This window comes from Enterococcus sp. DIV1375a, assembly GCF_051712205.1.
Taxonomy (GTDB): domain Bacteria; phylum Bacillota; class Bacilli; order Lactobacillales; family Enterococcaceae; genus Enterococcus; species Enterococcus faecalis.
Map to the genome: position 1 here is coordinate 938,585 of NZ_JBIOOM010000001.1, position 18,257 is coordinate 956,841.

At 36.4% G+C, this 18,257-nt stretch carries 20 protein-coding genes; 16 read left to right on the top strand and 4 right to left on the bottom strand.

Annotation, left to right across the window (positions count from 1 at the left end; genetic code table 11):
- Position 1 precedes the first annotated feature (1 nt).
- The 12 genes from IGJ63_RS04665 to IGJ63_RS04720 all read left to right on the top strand — a co-directional run bounded on the left by IGJ63_RS04665 (position 2) and on the right by IGJ63_RS04720 (position 11,529).
- Complete coding sequence (locus IGJ63_RS04665) at positions 2–772, top strand: TIGR01457 family HAD-type hydrolase (RefSeq protein WP_002357953.1); 771 nt, start codon at positions 2–4, stop codon at positions 770–772.
- Complete coding sequence (locus tag IGJ63_RS04670; RefSeq protein ID WP_002382167.1) at positions 760–1,413, top strand: TIGR01906 family membrane protein; 654 nt, start codon at positions 760–762, stop codon at positions 1,411–1,413. Before IGJ63_RS04665 ends, IGJ63_RS04670 begins: the two co-directional genes overlap by 13 nt.
- 126 nt (positions 1,414–1,539) lie before the next feature.
- Complete coding sequence (locus IGJ63_RS04675; RefSeq protein WP_002357951.1) at positions 1,540–2,109, top strand: DUF1836 domain-containing protein; 570 nt, start codon at positions 1,540–1,542, stop codon at positions 2,107–2,109.
- On the top strand, positions 2,102–2,962 hold the full coding sequence (locus IGJ63_RS04680; RefSeq protein ID WP_002357950.1) for a DegV family protein: 861 nt from the start codon (positions 2,102–2,104) through the stop codon (positions 2,960–2,962). Before IGJ63_RS04675 ends, IGJ63_RS04680 begins: the two co-directional genes overlap by 8 nt.
- 117 nt (positions 2,963–3,079) lie before the next feature.
- Positions 3,080–3,781 (top strand): MIP/aquaporin family protein, encoded by a 702-nt coding sequence (locus IGJ63_RS04685; protein WP_180758922.1) that lies wholly within the window; start codon positions 3,080–3,082, stop codon positions 3,779–3,781.
- Between the two features lie 173 nt (positions 3,782–3,954).
- Positions 3,955–4,659 (top strand): response regulator YycF, encoded by a 705-nt coding sequence (yycF, locus tag IGJ63_RS04690; protein ID WP_002357947.1) that lies wholly within the window; start codon positions 3,955–3,957, stop codon positions 4,657–4,659.
- A gap of 6 nt (positions 4,660–4,665) precedes the next feature.
- Positions 4,666–6,495: a cell wall metabolism sensor histidine kinase WalK gene (gene walK / locus IGJ63_RS04695; RefSeq protein WP_002357946.1), complete on the top strand. Its 1,830-nt coding sequence runs from the start codon at positions 4,666–4,668 to the stop codon at positions 6,493–6,495.
- Positions 6,492–7,802: a YycH family regulatory protein gene (locus IGJ63_RS04700; protein WP_002385989.1), complete on the top strand. Its 1,311-nt coding sequence runs from the start codon at positions 6,492–6,494 to the stop codon at positions 7,800–7,802. Before walK ends, IGJ63_RS04700 begins: the two co-directional genes overlap by 4 nt.
- On the top strand, positions 7,802–8,656 hold the full coding sequence (locus IGJ63_RS04705; protein WP_002365516.1) for a two-component system regulatory protein YycI: 855 nt from the start codon (positions 7,802–7,804) through the stop codon (positions 8,654–8,656). The genes IGJ63_RS04700 and IGJ63_RS04705 overlap by 1 nt, the downstream gene beginning before the upstream one ends.
- Before the next feature lie 56 nt (positions 8,657–8,712).
- Complete coding sequence (locus tag IGJ63_RS04710) at positions 8,713–9,519, top strand: MBL fold metallo-hydrolase (protein WP_002357943.1); 807 nt, start codon at positions 8,713–8,715, stop codon at positions 9,517–9,519.
- A gap of 210 nt (positions 9,520–9,729) precedes the next feature.
- A complete protein-coding gene (locus IGJ63_RS04715; protein WP_002379342.1) occupies positions 9,730–10,644 on the top strand; it encodes a permease in 915 nt (304 codons plus the stop codon).
- An 18-nt stretch (positions 10,645–10,662) separates the two neighbouring features.
- The gene (locus IGJ63_RS04720; protein WP_002357940.1) at positions 10,663–11,529 is read left to right on the top strand and encodes a TIGR03943 family putative permease subunit; all 867 of its coding nucleotides are present in this window, start codon (positions 10,663–10,665) and stop codon (positions 11,527–11,529) included.
- Between the two features lie 51 nt (positions 11,530–11,580).
- On the opposite strand, the gene IGJ63_RS04725 is transcribed toward IGJ63_RS04720, so the two are convergent.
- Both IGJ63_RS04725 and IGJ63_RS04730 read right to left on the bottom strand, forming a co-directional pair.
- Entirely contained in the window at positions 11,581–12,081 is a 501-nt protein-coding gene (locus IGJ63_RS04725; protein ID WP_002382172.1) for a threonine/serine exporter family protein, read from the bottom strand.
- 5 nt (positions 12,082–12,086) lie between these two features.
- Positions 12,087–12,839 carry a threonine/serine exporter family protein gene (locus IGJ63_RS04730; RefSeq protein ID WP_002357938.1) on the bottom strand — a complete coding sequence of 251 codons (753 nt, stop codon included), beginning with the start codon at positions 12,837–12,839 and terminating at the stop codon, positions 12,087–12,089.
- A gap of 435 nt (positions 12,840–13,274) precedes the next feature.
- On the opposite strand from IGJ63_RS04730, the gene ireB reads away from it, so the two are divergent.
- The 4 genes from ireB (at position 13,275) to IGJ63_RS04750 (ending at position 15,654) form a co-directional block, all read left to right on the top strand.
- Complete coding sequence (ireB, locus tag IGJ63_RS04735) at positions 13,275–13,544, top strand: regulatory phosphoprotein IreB (protein ID WP_002357937.1); 270 nt, start codon at positions 13,275–13,277, stop codon at positions 13,542–13,544.
- A complete protein-coding gene (ruvX, locus tag IGJ63_RS04740; RefSeq protein ID WP_002357936.1) occupies positions 13,541–13,963 on the top strand; it encodes a Holliday junction resolvase RuvX in 423 nt (140 codons plus the stop codon). The genes ireB and ruvX overlap by 4 nt, the downstream gene beginning before the upstream one ends.
- Before the next feature lie 37 nt (positions 13,964–14,000).
- On the top strand, positions 14,001–14,306 hold the full coding sequence (locus IGJ63_RS04745; RefSeq protein WP_002357933.1) for a DUF1292 domain-containing protein: 306 nt from the start codon (positions 14,001–14,003) through the stop codon (positions 14,304–14,306).
- 499 nt (positions 14,307–14,805) lie between these two features.
- The gene (locus IGJ63_RS04750) at positions 14,806–15,654 is read left to right on the top strand and encodes a helix-turn-helix domain-containing protein (protein WP_002385984.1); all 849 of its coding nucleotides are present in this window, start codon (positions 14,806–14,808) and stop codon (positions 15,652–15,654) included.
- A gap of 72 nt (positions 15,655–15,726) precedes the next feature.
- On the opposite strand, the gene IGJ63_RS04755 is transcribed toward IGJ63_RS04750, so the two are convergent.
- Positions 15,727–16,896 carry an NAD(P)-dependent malic enzyme gene (locus IGJ63_RS04755; RefSeq protein WP_002360544.1) on the bottom strand — a complete coding sequence of 390 codons (1,170 nt, stop codon included), beginning with the start codon at positions 16,894–16,896 and terminating at the stop codon, positions 15,727–15,729.
- 31 nt (positions 16,897–16,927) lie between these two features.
- Positions 16,928–18,253, bottom strand: a complete 1,326-nt coding sequence (locus IGJ63_RS04760; protein WP_002357930.1) for a 2-hydroxycarboxylate transporter family protein — start codon at positions 18,251–18,253, stop codon at positions 16,928–16,930.
- Positions 18,254–18,257 lie beyond the last annotated feature (4 nt).

The following is an 18,257-nucleotide window of genomic DNA, read 5'->3' on the forward strand; positions in this document are numbered from 1 at the left end:
AGTGAAAAAAGACTATCAAGGATATTTAATTGATTTAGATGGAACGATTTATTTAGGAAAAGAACCAATTCCAGCCGGAAAACGTTTTGTCGAGCAGTTACAGGAAAAAGATTTGCCTTTTTTATTTGTAACGAATAATACCACTAAATCTCCTGAAACAGTGGCACAACGTTTAGCAAATGAATTTGATATTCATGTCCCAGCATCCCTTGTTTATACAGCGACTTTAGCGACGATTGATTACATGAAAGAAACCAATCGAGGCAAGAAAGTCTTTGTCATCGGCGAGGCTGGTTTAATTGACTTAATTTTAGAAGCAGGTTTTGAATGGGATGAAACAAATCCTGATTATGTTGTCGTGGGACTTGATACAGAATTATCTTACGAAAAAGTGGTTTTAGCTACCTTAGCCATTCAAAAAGGGGCGTTGTTTATTGGGACCAATCCAGATAAGAACATTCCGACAGAAAGAGGCTTATTACCTGGTGCAGGTTCAGTTGTGACGTTTGTGGAGACAGCTACTCAAACAAAACCAGTTTATATTGGCAAACCAAAAGCGATTATCATGGAACGAGCGATTGCGCATTTAGGCGTGGAAAAAGAGCAAGTAATTATGGTTGGAGATAATTATGAAACCGATATTCAATCAGGGATTCAAAATGGTATTGATAGCTTGTTAGTTACATCAGGTTTTACCCCTAAGTCAGCTGTTCCAACTTTGCCAACGCCGCCAACCTATGTTGTTGATTCCTTAGATGAATGGACTTTTTGAGTATGATGAGGTCGAAATTGCGTTTAAGGGAAACACTTGGACTCATTTGTTTGTTTTTAACGATTGTGGCTTTAAGTATCACGATCACGATTAATTTTCGTCCATTGTATCTTTTTGATATCCAACACTTAAATATTTTAAAAGACGTAGAGGTTGATCGTGTGACCTTGATTAAAAATTACGATCATTTAATGATGTACTTAAACAATCCTTTTGAAAAAACATTAGTATTTCCTGATTTTCCAATGTCTGATAGCGCGGCTTTTCATTTTTATGAAGTGAAAAAATTGTTTTTATTGTGCTATGGCGTATTACTAGTTACGTTGTTGCCTAGTGTCCTTTATTTAAAATATTTGGTGAAAAATCAGCGTTTATGGACATTGATACGGCCATTTCAGTGGGGAATGTTTTTGCCTGTGCTTTTTGGCTTTTTCATGCTAATTGGCTTTGATCAATTTTTTATTGCGTTTCATGGATTATTTTTTAACAACGATGCTTGGTTATTTAATCCGCTGACTGATCCGATTATCAATGCCTTACCTGAAGCCTACTTTATGCATTGTTTTATCTTGTTTTTTGTTTTATTAGAAGGCCTGTTTTTGATAGGTATTTTAATCGGAAAACGTTCTTTAAAAAAATAAAGAGAGAAAAGTGAACAATTCCAAAATTGCTCGCTTTTCTTTTTTATTCAATCTAGTTTTAAAAACTAGATTGAATAATTGTCAAAAGTATGATATTCTTTTTTAGAAATGGTTAGGAGGGTTTTTATGGACGAGATAGAAAAATCACTACAAAATTGGGGCCAACAATTGGAAAACGTTCATTTGCCAAGATGGCATGAGTTACCAGATATTGAATTATATATGGATCAAGTGATTACTCTGATAGAAAAATACTTATCCCCATTGATTACACTGGAAAAACATACTTTGTTAACGTCCTCGATGGTTAATAATTATGTCAAACACGGGTTAATCCCGGCCCCAGTGAAAAAGCGCTACAATCAAAAGCATTTAGCGTTTTTAATTGCGATTACGTTGTTGAAACAAGTGTTAACATTGCCAGAAATTAAGCAAGGCATTTTATTCCAAGGAGCCACGGTTGGTATTCGTGAAGCGTACAATTTATTTTGTCAAGAACAGGAACGAGCGATTTATGTGATTGCTGCTCAAGCGCAAGAAAAAGAAGTTCAGGCCAAATCACAAGAACCTATGGGGATTGAATATTTGGCTGTAAAAGCAGCGACAATGTCTTTTGCTACTAAAATGTTTAGTGAAAAAGTGATTGAATTGGAACAAGAATACTTAAAAGAAATGGATGAGATGACACATGAATAAAGAAAAGATCGCACTACTGGTTGATTCTGGGACAGATGTTCCAGAGGCATTAGTCAAACAATACGGCATGTATGTCTTGCCTTTACAGATTATTTATCCTGAAAAAACCTATACAGATAAGGTAGATATTACACCAGAAGAAGTGTATCAACGTTTAGAGAAAGAAATCCCTAGTACTTCATTACCAGATGGCGCAACAATCCAAGCTATTTTTGACAAAATTAAAGAAGCGGGTTACGAAAAAGTCTTAGCGGTGACTATTTCTAGTGGTTTAAGTGGAACCTATAATGTGGTTCGCTTGCTTGGAGAACAAACCGAAGGACTAGATGTATTTGTTTTAGATACAAAGAACATTGGTATCGGGGCTGGCATTCAGGCGATACGAGCAGCAGAATTAATTGAAACAGGATTAGGCTGGCAAGAATTACAACAAAAATTAACAGAAGAAGTAGCCAACGCAAAAGTATTTTTTAATGTAGCCACTTTAGAATATTTACAAAAAGGTGGACGAATTGGTTTAGTCACTTCTATTTTAGGGAATGCGCTAAAATTAAACCCCATTATTTCTTGTAATGAAGAAGGTATTTACTATACGGTGGCTAAGTCTCGCGGCCGTAAAAAAAGTCTTGATAAAACGTTTGAGTTGGTGACGAACTTTATAGGTGAGGCACCCCGTTTTCGTTTGGCAGTCGCTCACGGTGCGGCAGAGGAAGAAGCAAAAGCAATGATGGAACGCTTGAAAGCGGCTTTTCCACAAGCAGAAGAAATTTACTTTGGAACGATTAGTCCGGCATTAGTTGTTCATACAGGACCAGGACTTTTAGGTGTTGGTATACAGTTATTAAATGATTAATTAAATGAAAAATCTCCTCAAATTTTTTTGAGGGGATTTTTCATTTAAGATTTCTCTTTTTCATAGAAATATCATTTTGCTGAAAAAACAACGAAAATTATATTGAAAATTTCACGAATGTGTTACAATTTGTCTACAAAGGGGGAATTTTTTGTGAAAAAAGCAATAGCAGAATGTTTAGGAACATTTATTCTTGTCTTTTTTGGGACAGGAACAGCCGTTCTAGGAAATGGTATGGAAGGGATTGGAACAACGGGGATTGCCTTAGCATTTGGGTTAACAATCGTTGCTGCTGCCTATAGTATTGGCACAATTTCAGGTGCACATCTAAACCCAGCTGTTTCTATAGGAATGTGGCTTAATAAACGAATGACAACAATGGAACTAATCTACTATGTAGTGGGACAAATTGTTGGTGGCTTGATTGCCTCATTTGCATTATTAAGCATTCTAAAAGGTGCTGGTAAAAGTATTGAGAACTTAGGTCAAAATGGCGTAGGGGAATTAAGTGTTGCTGGTGCATTGATAGTCGAAATTATTTTAACATTTATTTTTGTTTTAGTTGTCATGACAGTTACAAGTGCTAAGAAAGGCAATGCTTCATTAGCAGGAATCGTAATTGGGTTAACACTAACAATGATTCACTTAGTCGGCATTCCTTTGACAGGAACTTCTGTCAACCCAGCTCGTAGCATCGCGCCAGCCGTTTTTGCGGGTGGTTCAGCGTTATCTGAGTTGTGGATTTTTATCGTTGCGCCATTAATTGGTGGATTATTAGCCGCTCTTGTAGCAAAATTCGTCTTAGATACGGAAGAATAGATTAGCGAAAGAAGAATCTTTGATAACAAGCGTCAATTGTTGTCAGAGATTCTTTTTTTGTTATACTAGGAGAACCTAAAGGCGCATTTTTAACCAAAGATGAAAACATCATCAAAATAAGGTATAATAGGAAAGTATCAAATAAGATTAGAAGGAAAAAGAGGTGTCTCTTTGTGAAGAAAATTTTAGTAGTTGATGACGAGAAGCCAATTTCAGAGATCGTTAAATATAATTTGGTTAAAGAAGGATATGAAGTATTTACTGCTTACGATGGAGAAGAAGCACTTGAAAAAGTGGAAGAAGTGGAACCAGACTTAATTATTTTAGACTTAATGCTCCCTAAAATGGATGGCTTAGAAGTCGCGCGAGAAGTGCGCAAAACACATGATATGCCAATCATTATGGTGACTGCCAAAGATTCTGAAATCGATAAGGTTTTAGGATTAGAATTAGGAGCCGATGACTATGTAACGAAACCATTTTCAAATCGTGAATTAGTTGCTCGTGTAAAAGCCAATTTACGGCGAGGTGCAACCAATGCGAAAGAAGCCGAGGTGACAACGCAATCTGAATTAACGATTGGTGATTTAACCATTCATCCTGATGCATACATGGTCTCAAAACGGGGTGAAAAAATTGAATTAACCCACCGTGAATTTGAGTTACTTTATTACTTAGCAAAACATATCGGACAAGTCATGACTCGTGAACATTTATTACAAACCGTTTGGGGTTATGATTATTTTGGTGATGTGCGGACAGTGGACGTAACCGTACGTCGTTTAAGAGAAAAAATTGAAGATAGTCCAAGTCATCCAACGTATTTAGTTACTCGTCGTGGGGTTGGTTATTATCTAAGAAATCCTGAACAGGAGTAATCAGGTATGAAGAAAAAAGTTCACTTTTTTCAATCTGTTAATTTTAAGATTGCTTTATCATTTATTCTGCTGTTACTGATTGCGATTCAAATCATTGGTGGCTATTTCATTCGTGAATTGGAAGCCACTACAATTTCCGATTTTAAGAAAAATATGGATTCTCAGGTTGTCCAATTGTCAAATACGTTAAGTACGCAGATGAGCAACAAAGATCTCGAACGTAGTGACGTTGATGCAAATTTAAAAAAAGCGTTATCTGATTTTTCAAATGCAGACATTTCTGAAGCGAGAATTGTCGATGATAAAGGGATTATTCGGGCAACCAATGATTTAAATCAACAAAATATTATTGGGAAAAAGAATGATTATCGTGATTTAAATGACTTTACGAGTAAAAAATATCAAGCTTTAGATAATGATAAACGCGTGTATGTGAATGTCCAGCCGATTCAATCGCCTACTGGAGAAACAGTGATTGGTGTCCTTTATGTGAAAAGTAATTTAGAAAATAAATACCAAGAAATTACCAACACAGCAAGTATCTTTTTCACTGCTTCTATTATTGCCGCAGCAATCTCGATTATTGTGACCTTACTGATTGCACGATCAATCACGAAGCCGATTGGTGAAATGCGCGAGCAAGCCATTCGAATCGCTCGTGGTGATTACGCTGGAAAAGTAGAAGTCCATGGAAAAGATGAATTAGGCCAATTAGCAGAAACATTTAATCAATTATCAGAACGGATTGAAGAAGCACAAGAAACAATGGAAGCAGAAAGAAATCGTTTAGATAGTGTCTTAACGCATATGACAGATGGTGTCATTGCGACGGATCGCCGCGGAAAGGTGATTACGATTAATGAAATGGCCCTTTCATTATTAAATGTAAAAAATGAAAATGTGATTGGGACCTCGTTATTAGAGTTGTTAGATATTGAAGAAGATTACACATTGCGGAAGCTGTTAGAAGAGCCAGATGAACTGCTGATTGATCGCTCAACGTCTGATCGTGAAGAAGACCAAATGATTATCCGGGTAGACTTTACGATGATTCGTCGGGAATCAGGATTTATTACTGGCTTAGTTTGCGTACTTCATGACGTTACAGAACAGGAAAAAAACGAACGGGAAAGACGGGAATTTGTTTCCAATGTTTCTCATGAGTTGCGAACGCCTTTGACAAGTATGCGTAGTTATATAGAGGCTTTGAGTGAAGGAGCTTGGGAAAACCCTGAGATTGCGCCGAATTTCTTAAAAGTTACGTTAGAAGAAACCGACCGGATGATTCGTATGATTAATGATTTGTTGAATTTATCTCGGATGGACTCTGGGAATACACATCTTCAATTAGAGTATGTGAATTTTAACGAATTGATTAATTTTGTCTTGGATCGCTTTGATATGATGATTGAAAATGAGCAAAAAAATTACAAAATTCGCCGTGAATTTACTAAACGCGATTTATGGGTAGAGTTAGATACAGACAAAGTAATTCAGGTTTTAGACAACATTTTGAACAATGCGATTAAGTATTCGCCAGATGGCGGCGTCATTACCTGCCGACTAGTTGAAACACATAATAATGTCGTCTTTAGTATCTCGGACCAAGGTTTGGGCATCCCTAAAAAAGATCTCGGGAAAGTCTTCGAGCGTTTTTATCGTGTGGATAAAGCCCGTGCGCGAGCACAAGGTGGGACTGGTTTAGGTTTAGCAATTTCTAAAGAAGTAATTCGGGCCCATAACGGGAGTATTTGGGTGGAAAGTACAGAAGGTGAAGGATCGACTTTCTATATTTCACTACCATATGAACCTTATGAAGAGGATTGGTGGGAATGATGAAATTATCAGAATGGATTACAAGAATTGGCTTGATTTTGATGGTCATTTTAAGTATATATTTTTCAGTCAATATCTGGCTGAATTCTGCCAAAAAAATACCAGAAATGAAGTCGGGAAGCCAAGTCACAACAGCTGTCAATGAAAAAGCCATTGGCGATGTCTATTTACCTTTGCAATTGATTCGAATAACTGATGGAAAAGCGATGCAAAGTAATCGTGAAACATTAATTAGTAATGTTCAAAATGATATTAAAATGGCTACGTTTGGTAAATTGACACAAGTTGTGACAAAAAATGCAGAGCAACTTAAGCGCTACAACCAAATGGAACAAGGCATTGAACTTCTTTATCAAGGTCCCTTTTTAATCTCGGACTATGCTTCGATTTATAATCTATCCATTAATTTTACTAACTTTAATGAGTTGACGGACCAGTATTTTACGAAAATTCAATTGGATTTTAACGAAAATAAGATACGTTTTTTAGATTATGACCAAGCCAACGTCTATGAAGCGCCCATGACTGTCAATAAGGCGCGCTTAATGGGAATTATCAATAAAGAGGGATTGCAATATCAAGACGTTTCCGAAAATACGCTAACCAAACAAGGACAATGTTATTTAACCAATGATATGAAGTTGAAAAAGTACAGTTATATTTTAGCTTCGCAACCAGTTACTCGTTTTAGGAATGCTTTTTTCAATGAAACGGAAGATATCCAAACCAATGAAGACAGTCAAGACTTAACCTACACGAGTAAAGAAGAACGATTGTTTGCAGAAGAAAAACTGGGAAAAATCGATTTTAAAGGGACCTTGCCAGAAGAGAATAAACGGGATTCAATCTATAATCAAAGCTTTTCTTATGTAAAACGTTTAGGAACCAATATGGGGAATTTACGTTACTTTGATCGAACGAAAGATAGTGTCAATTATCGGACTTTTGTGGAAGGCTTCCCAGTGTTCAGTAATGATTTAAAAGGCCAAGTGGATATTCGCATCACGAACAACGATGGTGCTGCGCCAAGCGTAACCATTAACACAAGTGTGAATACGATCCAAGTGCCGATTCCTTCAGAAGAAGAAGTGACGCTGGAAAGCACGGAAAAATTGATTAAGCGTTTAGAAACGGCTGGTGCTAAAAAGGAAAAAATCCAATCGGCTGTTATTGGTTATACGTGGCAGACAATTGAAGAAGTCAAACAAGTCGTTGATTTAAGTCCGGAATGGTATGTCCTTTATAACAACAATTGGTACACTGCAACGGACTTGGTAAAACAATTACCAAGCTTGGAGGTGGGCTAATGGATTTTAAACGAATTGAGTGGATTTTCTTCCTAGCGTTTTTAGGATTAAATATTTTTTTATTTGGAATTTATCGGGAAGGTCAACAAGAGGAGAGCAACGTCTCTTCTTCCAGCCAAACAGAATCGATTGAAAGTCGGTTGGAAAAAGATAACATCTCGTATAAAGGGACACTTTCTTCAGAACGATTGGAAGGTTATTATTTAAGTGGCGAACAAACCAATTTTTCGGCTGCTTTAAAAATCCAACGTGAAAAGAATAAAAACTTTTTGAGAAATGGGCTGCAAATTGCGGATAATACTTTAACGAGTGTGCCTAGTAAAAACTATTTTATTGATCCTAAGAAAATTGATAAAGATTTAAGTACCTTTTTAAATGAAAAAAATGCTTTATTATTCGGAGACGAATATCAATACTTACCAGAATTTTCTCATTTAAAAGAGCCGACGGCAGAAATTGTGGCTGCACAATCGTATAAAGGAATTCCCTTTAGAGACGACACGGCAAAATTAAGTATTTTAGCAGATACGTCAGGTGAATTATGGAAAATTAGTAAATATTCGCAAACGCACATTGAAAATATTGAAGAGTTACGGGACAAAACGGATTTATATTCCAATCGTGATGCGATAGACACGCTCTATATGAATAACCGGATTCCTAGTAATTCCAAAATAACATTCATTAAATTGGCCTATTCAAGAATTTATAAAATTCGTGAGAAAAATGTATACGTTCCAGTCTGGTTTGTAGGAATTTCTACTGGTGAAGATTCAGTTGAAATTGAACAGGTGAATGCCGTAAGTAATACCATCATCACAAATAATACTGTGCCAAAGGTGGAAAAACATTAAGGTCCGTTGTATAATGAAACACGTTAATGTTGTAATGTAGAAGGGAAGAGTTTTAAATGGATTCAGAGTTTGCTTTTAATATCAGTGTTCTTGCCAGTGGCAGTACAGGCAATTCCCTTTTTATTGAAACCAACCAAAAGAAAGTATTAGTAGATGCGGGTTTAAGTGGCAAAAAAATCACTTCACTGTTAGCAGAAGTCAATCGTAAACCAGAAGATTTAGATGCGATTTTAGTTACACATGAACATCGGGATCACATTCATGGCGTTGGCGTGTTAGCGCGAAAATATAAGTTAGATGTCTATGCCAATGAAAAAACGTGGCAAGCGATGGATCCCATGATTGGCAAAGTCGATGTCGCTCAAAAACATATTTTTGAAATGGGCAAAGTTTTGACCTTGGGAGATATGGACATTGAAAGTTTTGGTGTCTCACATGATGCGATTGCGCCTCAATTTTATCGTTTTCATCGCAATAATCGTTCCTTTGTTGTTCTAACGGATACAGGTTATTGTAGCGATCATATTCGTGGTACGATTGAAAATGCAGATGCTTATTTAGTCGAAAGCAATCATGAAATTGAAATTTTGCGAGCAGGACCTTATCCATGGAGTCTTAAACAACGGATTTTAGGAGATAAAGGCCATTTATCCAATGATGATGGTGCTCTTGTGATGGCGGATGTATTAGGTGATAAAACAAAACGCATTTATTTAGGTCATCTTAGCAAAGAAAATAATACGAAACTTCATGCGCGAATGGCAATGGAGTCTACTTTGAAGCAAAAGGATTTAGGCGTCGGGGAAGCATTTAAGGTATATGATACAGACCCCGATTCAGCCTCAGAGTTATTTCAAATTTAGAATAATGGTGGTTTATCAGTTTTTGAGCGTGGAGCAAAAATCCAAAGTGATTTTTGTCCCATGCTCATTTTTTGTTCTTTTATCCAGTTGGTTTGACAGAGACATCGGTGATAATACTTTTAAACTCTTAGTTAATTTTTTGACAAATACTTGTGTTTGTCTGGTGTTAGGAGTATAGTTAACTAGATTTTTACTAGTGGGAGGTCTATGATGTTTCAATTTTTACCAAACTCTGTTTTACAGATGAGCACTATTTTTCTTTCGATTATTATCGAAGCATTGCCTTTTGTCATGTTAGGTTGCTTGATTTCAGGTGCTTTACATGTTTTTTTAACACCAGAACGAGTAAAAAAAGTGTTACCTAAAAATAAATTTTTATCAATTTGTGTAGGGAGTTTCCTAGGGTTTTTCTTCCCTTCTTGTGAATGCGGGATCGTCCCAATTGTGCATCAATTTGTTAAAAAAGATGTACCAACACATACCGCTTTTGCTTTTATGTTAACGGCACCAATCATTAATCCAATTGTGCTATTCTCAACATACGTAGCTTTTAGTGGCGCAACAAAATTTGTGATTTGGCGAGTTTTAGGCAGTATGATTGTCGCGTGGGTTATCGGCATTTGGTTAGCTTATTTTCGAAAAGAATCAATTTTAACAGAAAAAGAGTTGGCGCAGATTAAAGAAGAGCAGGTTGCTCATACGCATGAACACGTTGATGAAGTTCGTTCATTTTGGAAAAACGGCTGGTCAGCGTTAACCCATAGTATTGATGAATTTTTTGATACGGGTCGTTATTTAATTTTTGGTTCTTTGTTAGCAGCAATCATGCAAACCTATATTCCAACTGGTGCGCTTATGCAATTGGGCCATTCAAAGATTTTAGCGATTCTAGTCATGCTAGTCATCGCTGCCACTCTATCACTTTGTTCAGAAGCAGATGCATTTATTGGTTCTTCTCTTTTGAGTTTGTTTGGAACAGGACCAATTGTCGCCTTCTTGGTTTTTGGTCCAATGGTAGATATTAAAAATTTATTGATGATGAAACGTTATTTTAAAATGTCATTCATTGTACAATTTGTTTTGATAGTGGCGCTTGTCGTAACTATTTATGCGGCAGTAGTTTAGAAAGGAGGCCTACAATCGATGATACGATTTATTATTTTAATTGGATATATGGGGTTGATGATGTATCTTCAAATTTCAGGTGAACTGAACCAATATATCAATATTCATTATAATTACTTAGCTGTTTTATCAATGGTTTTAGCTTTTATTATGGCGATTGTCCAATTGATTTTGTGGAACCAAGCAGATCCATCAATGCAAAAAAAACATGAAGACATGCACCAACATGGGGGACATGAACATCATGGCCATCAGCATAATTTGGAAAAACCCAGCCAAAGAGGGCTTGCCTATTTACTACTTTCTTTACCATTGATTGTTGGCTTATTATTTCCGACAGTTAGTTTAGATACAACAATTGTTGAAGCAAAAGGATTTAACTTTCCAGTAAGTAAAGAATCAGTAGGGGATCCTGATATGCAAACGCAATATTTGAAACCTGATACAAGTATGTATTTCAATAAGACGGATTATGACAAGCAGATGGCAAAAGCCATGAAACAATATGATGGCCAATCTGTGATTTCAATTACGGATGAAAACTATTTGGAAATTATGGAACTAATCTATAATTATCCAAGTCAATTTGCAGGAAAAAGGATTTCTTATAAAGGCTTTGTCTATAATTCAAAACGAGAAGAAAGTGTTGACCAATTTGTTTTCCGTTTTGGGATTATTCATTGTGTCGCTGATTCTGGTGTTTTTGGCTTGTTGGTTCATTTTCCTGAACATACTCAATTTCAAAACAATGATTGGGTAACGATTACCGGCACGGTTGAGTTGTCCTATTATCCACCGTTTAAACGACAAATACCAACTGTGCAAGTGGAGAAAGTCAAAGCAGATCAAGCACCAAAAAATCAATATGTCTATCGTTCCTTTTAAAAAAAGTTGGTTGCTTCCTTATCAAATGGAAGCAACCAACTTTTTTGCTGTCTATTTTTTAATTTTGTTGCGTTTACGACGAATAAAACCCAAAGATTCTCTTTTTTCCCGAAAGCTGCGGATATTCTGATTGAAAACCTCAGAAGCGACTAAGCCTAACGCAATTGCCCCAGCAATCATTACAGCTTGCACGGTAAAATAGGCACCTTTTTCATAATTGCCAATTACGATATTCCGAACAGCTTGATAAGCTAAGCCGCCAGGTACCAATGGAACAATACCAGGAATATTAAAAATCGTGACAGGCATTTTCAATATTTTTGAGAATAGGTAGCTTACTGCCGCAACACCGACAGCACCGATGAGGGAACCTAATGCCGCATTTCCACTAAAAACTTCAACGATTACCCAATAAAGCATCCAGCTTACACTACCAGTTAGACCACAAGCCACCAGTGATCGTCGAGGAACATTAATAATAATCGCAAACGCCGCAGAAGCTAAAAAACTAAAGATAAATTGTACCAAAACGATTCCTAGCAAGTAAGTCACTCCTTTTAATAGAAAAGTTGAAAGACAAAAGCAATGCCAAAACCAATCATTCCTGAAGTCATTAATGCTTCAGTCCCACGAGAAACACCCGATAAGTAGTGTCCAGCTAGCAAATCGCGAAGAGCATTGGTAATTTGCACACCAGGCACTAAAGGCATGACACAACCAATGATGATTAAATCTTGTGATTGTCCGAGTCCCAATTTGACTGAAAGAATAGCGGCTGCACCAATGAACAGCGAAGCTAAAAATTCAGATAAAAATTTAATCTTGAGAAACTTTAAACTAAAATAATAAAGACTATAGCCGCAACCACCAATCAGAAAAGTCAAGAATAAATCGGACCAGACACCACCAAAAAGAATCATAATTGTAGCGCTGACAACGGCCGCACTAACAATGCGTGCGCTAATTGGAAAATGTCGGTGTTCACTATCTATCACTTTTAGTTTATTCAGTAACTCCTCTAAAGAAAAATCACCAGCCACATAAGCACGAGACAGCTGATTCACACGAGAGATTTTTTCTAAATCAATGCCACGTTTCATTACTTGAACCATACGAATCGTGGAGGTTCCATCTATGCCAACAAATAACCCGGTTTGTGTCACATAGCTAACCATTCGATAGTTGCCAGAAGCAAGCGCAATTCGGCTCATTGTATCTTCAACACGGTACATTTCTGCATCGCTTTCTATCATAATTTTACCAGCTAACAAACAGGTTTCTAAAAGTAAATCCAAATGAGCAGGAGTCATTGAGCAAGCCTCACTTTATGTATTTTCTTCTAGTGTACTACAAACGAACCAAAAAGAGGAAATAAATAACAGCTGCAATCGAAAATTTACATCGTAAACAGATTGTTAGCGAATTGTAACATTAAAAGGCTGATATTATTTAATCCTAGATATTTAAAAGTTTTCAAAAGAAAAACGTCGATTTTTTCGCAAAATGAATTGGAGGGAAAGGTGATATTCTGGCGATTTAGCAGAGTTTTATTCTTGTTTTATAAAGTTGTGTATTTGTTTTTATAATTTTAAAATTATCGATGGCTGTCATTTTTTTACGAAGCCTTTATTAATAAAAGACTAAGAAATAACAAAAAAGAGAGAAGGAGAAGAAATTTTGTTTGTAGTTTCGGTTCTTTTCTAGTAAAATGAAATTGTATAAAAGTAGAAGTGAGGTGTAGTAAAATGGGTTTTACAGACGAAACAGTACGCTTTGATTTTGATGATAATCGAAAAAAAGCAATCAGTGAAACGTTAGAAACCGTATATCGGGCATTAGAAGAAAAGGGATACAATCCTATTAACCAAATAGTAGGGTATTTACTTTCTGGGGACCCGGCTTACATTCCTCGTTATCAAGATGCTCGAAACTTAATTCGTCGTCATGAACGTGATGAAATCATGGAAGAATTAACCAAATATTACTTAGCGAACCACGGAATCGATATCAAATGAGGATCATGGGGCTAGATGTAGGTTCACGGACAGTCGGTGTGGCTGTTAGTGATTTATTAGGTTGGACAGCACAAGGCATCGAAATTATTCGCATCAATGAAGAGGAAGAGAACTTCGGTTTTGAGCGATTAGGTGAATTGGTGAAAGAATACGAAGTCACGAAATTTGTCGTAGGTTTACCGAAAAACATGAATAATTCCATCGGTCCTAGAGCTGAAGCATCCATGGCATATGGTGATAAGATTCAAGAATTATTTCAATTACCTGTTGACTATCAAGATGAACGATTAACAACTGTCCAAGCAGAGCGTTTCTTGGTGGAGCAAGCAGATGCTTCAAGAGCCAAAAGAAAAAAAGTGATTGATAAACTAGCGGCAGTAATGATTCTACAAAATTATTTAGATGCACATAGCCGATAATTATCGAGCTTTGAATACATCAAGGGAGAGAAGAAGAATGACAGAACACAACCACGATCATGATCACGAAGGACATGAACACATTACTTTAGTAGACGAACAAGGAAATGAAACATTATACGAGATCTTACTAACTGTTGACGGTCAAGAAGAATTCGGTAAAAATTATGTTTTATTATATCCAGCAGGAATTCCTGAGGATGAAGATGTTGAATTGCAAGCTTACTCATATGTGGAAAACGCAGAAGGTACAGAAGGCGATTTACAGCAAATCGAAACAGACGCTGAATGGGATATGATTGAAGAAGTTTTCAATACATTCATGGCTGAAGAAGAAGAGTAAAACTGTAACGAGAGAAGCTCTACTTCTCCTATTGAGAAGTAGCTTTCTTAATAATAATTGTTATAATGTACATGTTGTTTCTATCATAAGATACTATCACTATCATTGAGTGTGGTGGATAAAGAAGGACAGCATTGTCTAGTTTTACAAGATGTTGTAAAAACGTAACATCCTTGTAATGACGTTAATTTGGTAACTATCTAGCATAATTTATAATTTGTGTTATACTAAGTGTGAGGTTTCAGAAATACTGTTAATTTTATAATATTAAATAAAAAAATGGCTCCACCTACTGGCATAGGTAGAGCCGTCAGAAATTCAGTTAAACAAACACGTAATTATTGGTGTGGTGCATTGCCACGAACTGAAATTCCAGTTAATAAAGCAAGTAAATCAAACATATATTTCACCTCCTTTATTATGATAGCTTCATTATAACATTATCTGTAAAATGATGGTATGTTTAATACAAAAAAATAGAAAGATTGGAGTTTTGACTGTGAGAGTAGCGGGAGAAAAAATCAAAACAGCGCGTAAAAAGAAAAAATTATCGCAAGCTGAATTGGCAAAAGGAATTTGTACACAAGCAACAATTAGTAACATTGAAAACAAAAATGTGTGTGACAGTTTAGACATTTTCTCATCTGTATGTCTACGTTTAGACTTACAAGTAGAAGAATGTATCGAAGGTTCTAGTGAGAAAAAACTCGAAAGCTTATTAAATAAAGTAGAAGAATTATGCTTTTACTTTAAGCACGATGAAGCCTATGATTTGTTGAAAGACTATCCAGATGATATCGAAAGTTCAAACAGAATTTTAGAAACAAAATTTTTCTATTATAAAGGAATTACGAGTTTATTAGGTAAGAAAAATAATAGCGAAGCATTGTTCTATTTACATCGTGGTTCTGAAATTAGTCGTGATATTAATATTTATAATATTTTGAGTATGAATGCGATCGGTATTTTATATGAATTAGAAGATGATATTGAAAAAGCAAAAGTTTATTACGATAAATCTTTACAATTGCTAAGCGAATTCAAATTAGATTATCCATTAGAGCAATGCCGTATTTATTATAATACCGCAAAATTCTATTCATTAATTAAAGACTATGCAAAGAGTATTGAATTAAGTGATAAAGGAATCGAAATTAATCGGACGCACAGTTCTATTTACTCTTTAGATTGCTTATTATACGAAAAAGCGTTTAATAAACAAATGCTAGGACTAGATGCTGTTGAAGATTATCGTATTGCGTACTACTTTACACGTTTCTTTGAAAATAAAAAATTACTTACTTATATTGAAAAAGATATGCAAGAGTTTAATATCAGTTTTAAATAATAAATTATTGTTTCAGATTTTAAAAAGAACAACCTAACTCAAGAGGAGTTAGGTTGTTCCTTTTTTCTCTTTTTAATTTGTTTCTTTGACAGCGTTACGGACGCTTTCGGCGACGACTTTTGCGACTCCTTCTTGGAATGGATCGGGAATAATATTAGTCGGCGTGAGTTCATTATCGGGAATCAATTTTGCAATACCTTTGGCAGCGGCAATTTGCATTTCAATCGTAATCTTTTTCGCCCGAGCATCTAAGGCACCACGGAAGATACCAGGGAAGGCTAACACATTATTAATTTGATTCGGAAAGTCACTACGACCAGTTCCGACAATATAAGCGCCTGCCGCTAAAGCTTCATCAGGAAAAATTTCAGGAACTGGGTTAGCCATTGCAAAAATAACTGGCTGCTCATTCATCTGTTGAATCCACTCAGGTTTTAAAACACCTGGTGCCGAAACACCAACAAAGACATCAGCGCCTTCAAGAGCAGTAGCTAAATCACCGGTACGGTGTTCCCGATTGGTTAGCTTCGCAATTTCTGCGTGGTGTGGTGGCAGAGCTGTATCTGTTTCGCTCAGAATCCCTGCACGGTCAACAATGATAATATGTTTTACACCAGCAGCTAAAAATTTTCTTGTGATCGAAAGACCAGCGGAGCCACCGCCGTTGATTACCACATGAATGTCCTCTATTTTCTTGTTGATTAATTTTAAGCTGTTGTACAAAGCCGCTAGAACAACAATCGCTGTCCCGTGTTGATCATCATGGAAAACGGGAATATCTAGTTCATCGATTAAACGCTGTTCAATTTCAAAACAACGAGGAGCGCTGATATCTTCCAAGTTAATTCCCCCAAAGGTTGGAGCCAAAAACTTCACTGTTTGAATAATTTCTTCGGTATCTTGTGTATCTAAAACAAGGGGAATCGAATCCACACCAGCAAAGCGTTTAAACAATGCAGCTTTTCCTTCCATGACAGGCATCGCTGCTTCAGGACCAATGTTACCTAAACCTAAAACTGCTGAACCATCACTGATAACGGCGACGGTGTTTTTCTTTGTCGTTAATTCGTAAGCGCGTTCTTTTTTTTCATGTATGGCAGAAGAAACAGCCGCAACACCTGGTGTGTAGGCAATTCCTAAATCTGCTTTTGTTTCAATCGGAACTTTAGGGCAGACTTCTAATTTCCCCCCAAATTTTTTTGCTTGCTCAATCGCTAATTCTTTTACATCTTTTGTTGACATATCATTTTCCTCCTAAATAATTCACTTATAGTTAAAAAAGCATTCTAAAAATAGCAGTCATTGTTATTACTGTAATGGCACCGCCTAATCGTGTCGCAACTTGTGCAAACGGCATTAAGTTCATTCGATTGGCTGTACTTAAAATAGCCACATCGCCAGTCCCACCCATACCACTCTGGCAAGCGGAGACAATGGCAGCCTCAACGGGATTCATATTCATGAAGCGTGAAACGAAAAATCCTGTAGCAATAACAGTGAAAACGACACTAATTACCACAACAAAATATTGCCAGCTAAGCATTCCTACGACATCTTTTAAAGGAATATATAACATACCTAAGCCAACCATTAACGGGAACGTAAAATTGCCAGAGATAAATTTATAAAGCTGTTTTGATCCGCGTTGTGTTTCTTTCGGTACTACATTTAAGTATTTTAAAAAGGCTGCGACAACAATCATCAAAACAGGACCAGGAAAGCCTGTTAAGTGTTGCAATAAACCGCCTGTAATAAATAAGGTACACGCAATTAAAACACCAGCGCCCATTAATTTTACATCAATTGGTGCTTTGTCTTCTTCTAAAGCATCACTTAAATCATCTGAATTGGTAATTTTAATCAACTGACCTTGTCCAGAAAGTTCAGGGCGTTTTTCTCCTAAACGACTAAGTAAACCTGAACACATAATAGCAAAAAAATTACCAATAATGGTTGCGGGAATTAATTGCCCCACTAATTGTTCACTTGGCAATCCAGTAATGGCACTATAACCAAGGGATAAAGGAAGAATACCTTCACCGATTCCACCAGCTAAAACAGGAGTGACGATATAGAAAAGGCTATGTTTCCAACCGAGACCTAACAGCGTTCCAACAAGGGTCCCAACGCCCATTGCTAAAATCATTCCTAATGCCATCGGGACAATCATGCGCATTAAACCTTGGACTAAAATTTTGCGGTTCATTCCAAGGATACTTCCACAAACTAAACAAGCAATATAGAAATAGAGAAAGTTTGCTTGTTTCATTAAAATATCTGTTGAGTCTAAGACATTTTGGTTGAGTAAATTGAAAAAGACCATAATTGATGGTACTAATAAAGATAAAATTGCGGGACCGCCAAAATGTTTCAAAATAGGAATATTTCCACCAATTGTTCCAAGTAACCAACCCATTGTTAAAATTACGGCAAAACCACCTAACATATTGACTGGTAGTTGTTCTAATAGAGCCGTAACAAGAATAATGCTAGCTGTTACAAGATAAACAGGTAACGTAACCGAACCAATCCTCGTTTTGGTTAATTTGTTGCGCCAATCTGTTTCATTAGCAGCTGTTGCGTGCAATTTCTTTTCCATGCTA

Excerpts from the sequence above, each read along its gene's own strand:
- IGJ63_RS04670 (WP_002382167.1), top strand. The coding sequence starts at position 760 with ATGGACTTTTTGAGTATGATGAGGTCGAAATTGCGTTTAAGGGAAACA.
- IGJ63_RS04675 (WP_002357951.1), top strand. The coding sequence starts at position 1,540 with ATGGACGAGATAGAAAAATCACTACAAAATTGGGGCCAACAATTGGAA.
- IGJ63_RS04680 (WP_002357950.1), top strand. The coding sequence starts at position 2,102 with ATGAATAAAGAAAAGATCGCACTACTGGTTGATTCTGGGACAGATGTT.
- IGJ63_RS04685 (WP_180758922.1), top strand. The coding sequence starts at position 3,080 with ATGTGTTACAATTTGTCTACAAAGGGGGAATTTTTTGTGAAAAAAGCA.
- walK (WP_002357946.1), top strand. The coding sequence starts at position 4,666 with ATGAAGAAAAAAGTTCACTTTTTTCAATCTGTTAATTTTAAGATTGCT.
- IGJ63_RS04700 (WP_002385989.1), top strand. The coding sequence starts at position 6,492 with ATGATGAAATTATCAGAATGGATTACAAGAATTGGCTTGATTTTGATG.
- IGJ63_RS04705 (WP_002365516.1), top strand. The coding sequence starts at position 7,802 with ATGGATTTTAAACGAATTGAGTGGATTTTCTTCCTAGCGTTTTTAGGA.
- IGJ63_RS04710 (WP_002357943.1), top strand. The coding sequence starts at position 8,713 with ATGGATTCAGAGTTTGCTTTTAATATCAGTGTTCTTGCCAGTGGCAGT.
- IGJ63_RS04715 (WP_002379342.1), top strand. The coding sequence starts at position 9,730 with ATGTTTCAATTTTTACCAAACTCTGTTTTACAGATGAGCACTATTTTT.
- IGJ63_RS04720 (WP_002357940.1), top strand. The coding sequence starts at position 10,663 with ATGATACGATTTATTATTTTAATTGGATATATGGGGTTGATGATGTAT.
- IGJ63_RS04730 (WP_002357938.1), bottom strand. The coding sequence starts at position 12,839 with ATGACTCCTGCTCATTTGGATTTACTTTTAGAAACCTGTTTGTTAGCT.
- ireB (WP_002357937.1), top strand. The coding sequence starts at position 13,275 with ATGGGTTTTACAGACGAAACAGTACGCTTTGATTTTGATGATAATCGA.
- ruvX (WP_002357936.1), top strand. The coding sequence starts at position 13,541 with ATGAGGATCATGGGGCTAGATGTAGGTTCACGGACAGTCGGTGTGGCT.
- IGJ63_RS04745 (WP_002357933.1), top strand. The coding sequence starts at position 14,001 with ATGACAGAACACAACCACGATCATGATCACGAAGGACATGAACACATT.
- IGJ63_RS04755 (WP_002360544.1), bottom strand. The coding sequence starts at position 16,896 with ATGTCAACAAAAGATGTAAAAGAATTAGCGATTGAGCAAGCAAAAAAA.
- IGJ63_RS04760 (WP_002357930.1), bottom strand. The coding sequence starts at position 18,253 with ATGGAAAAGAAATTGCACGCAACAGCTGCTAATGAAACAGATTGGCGC.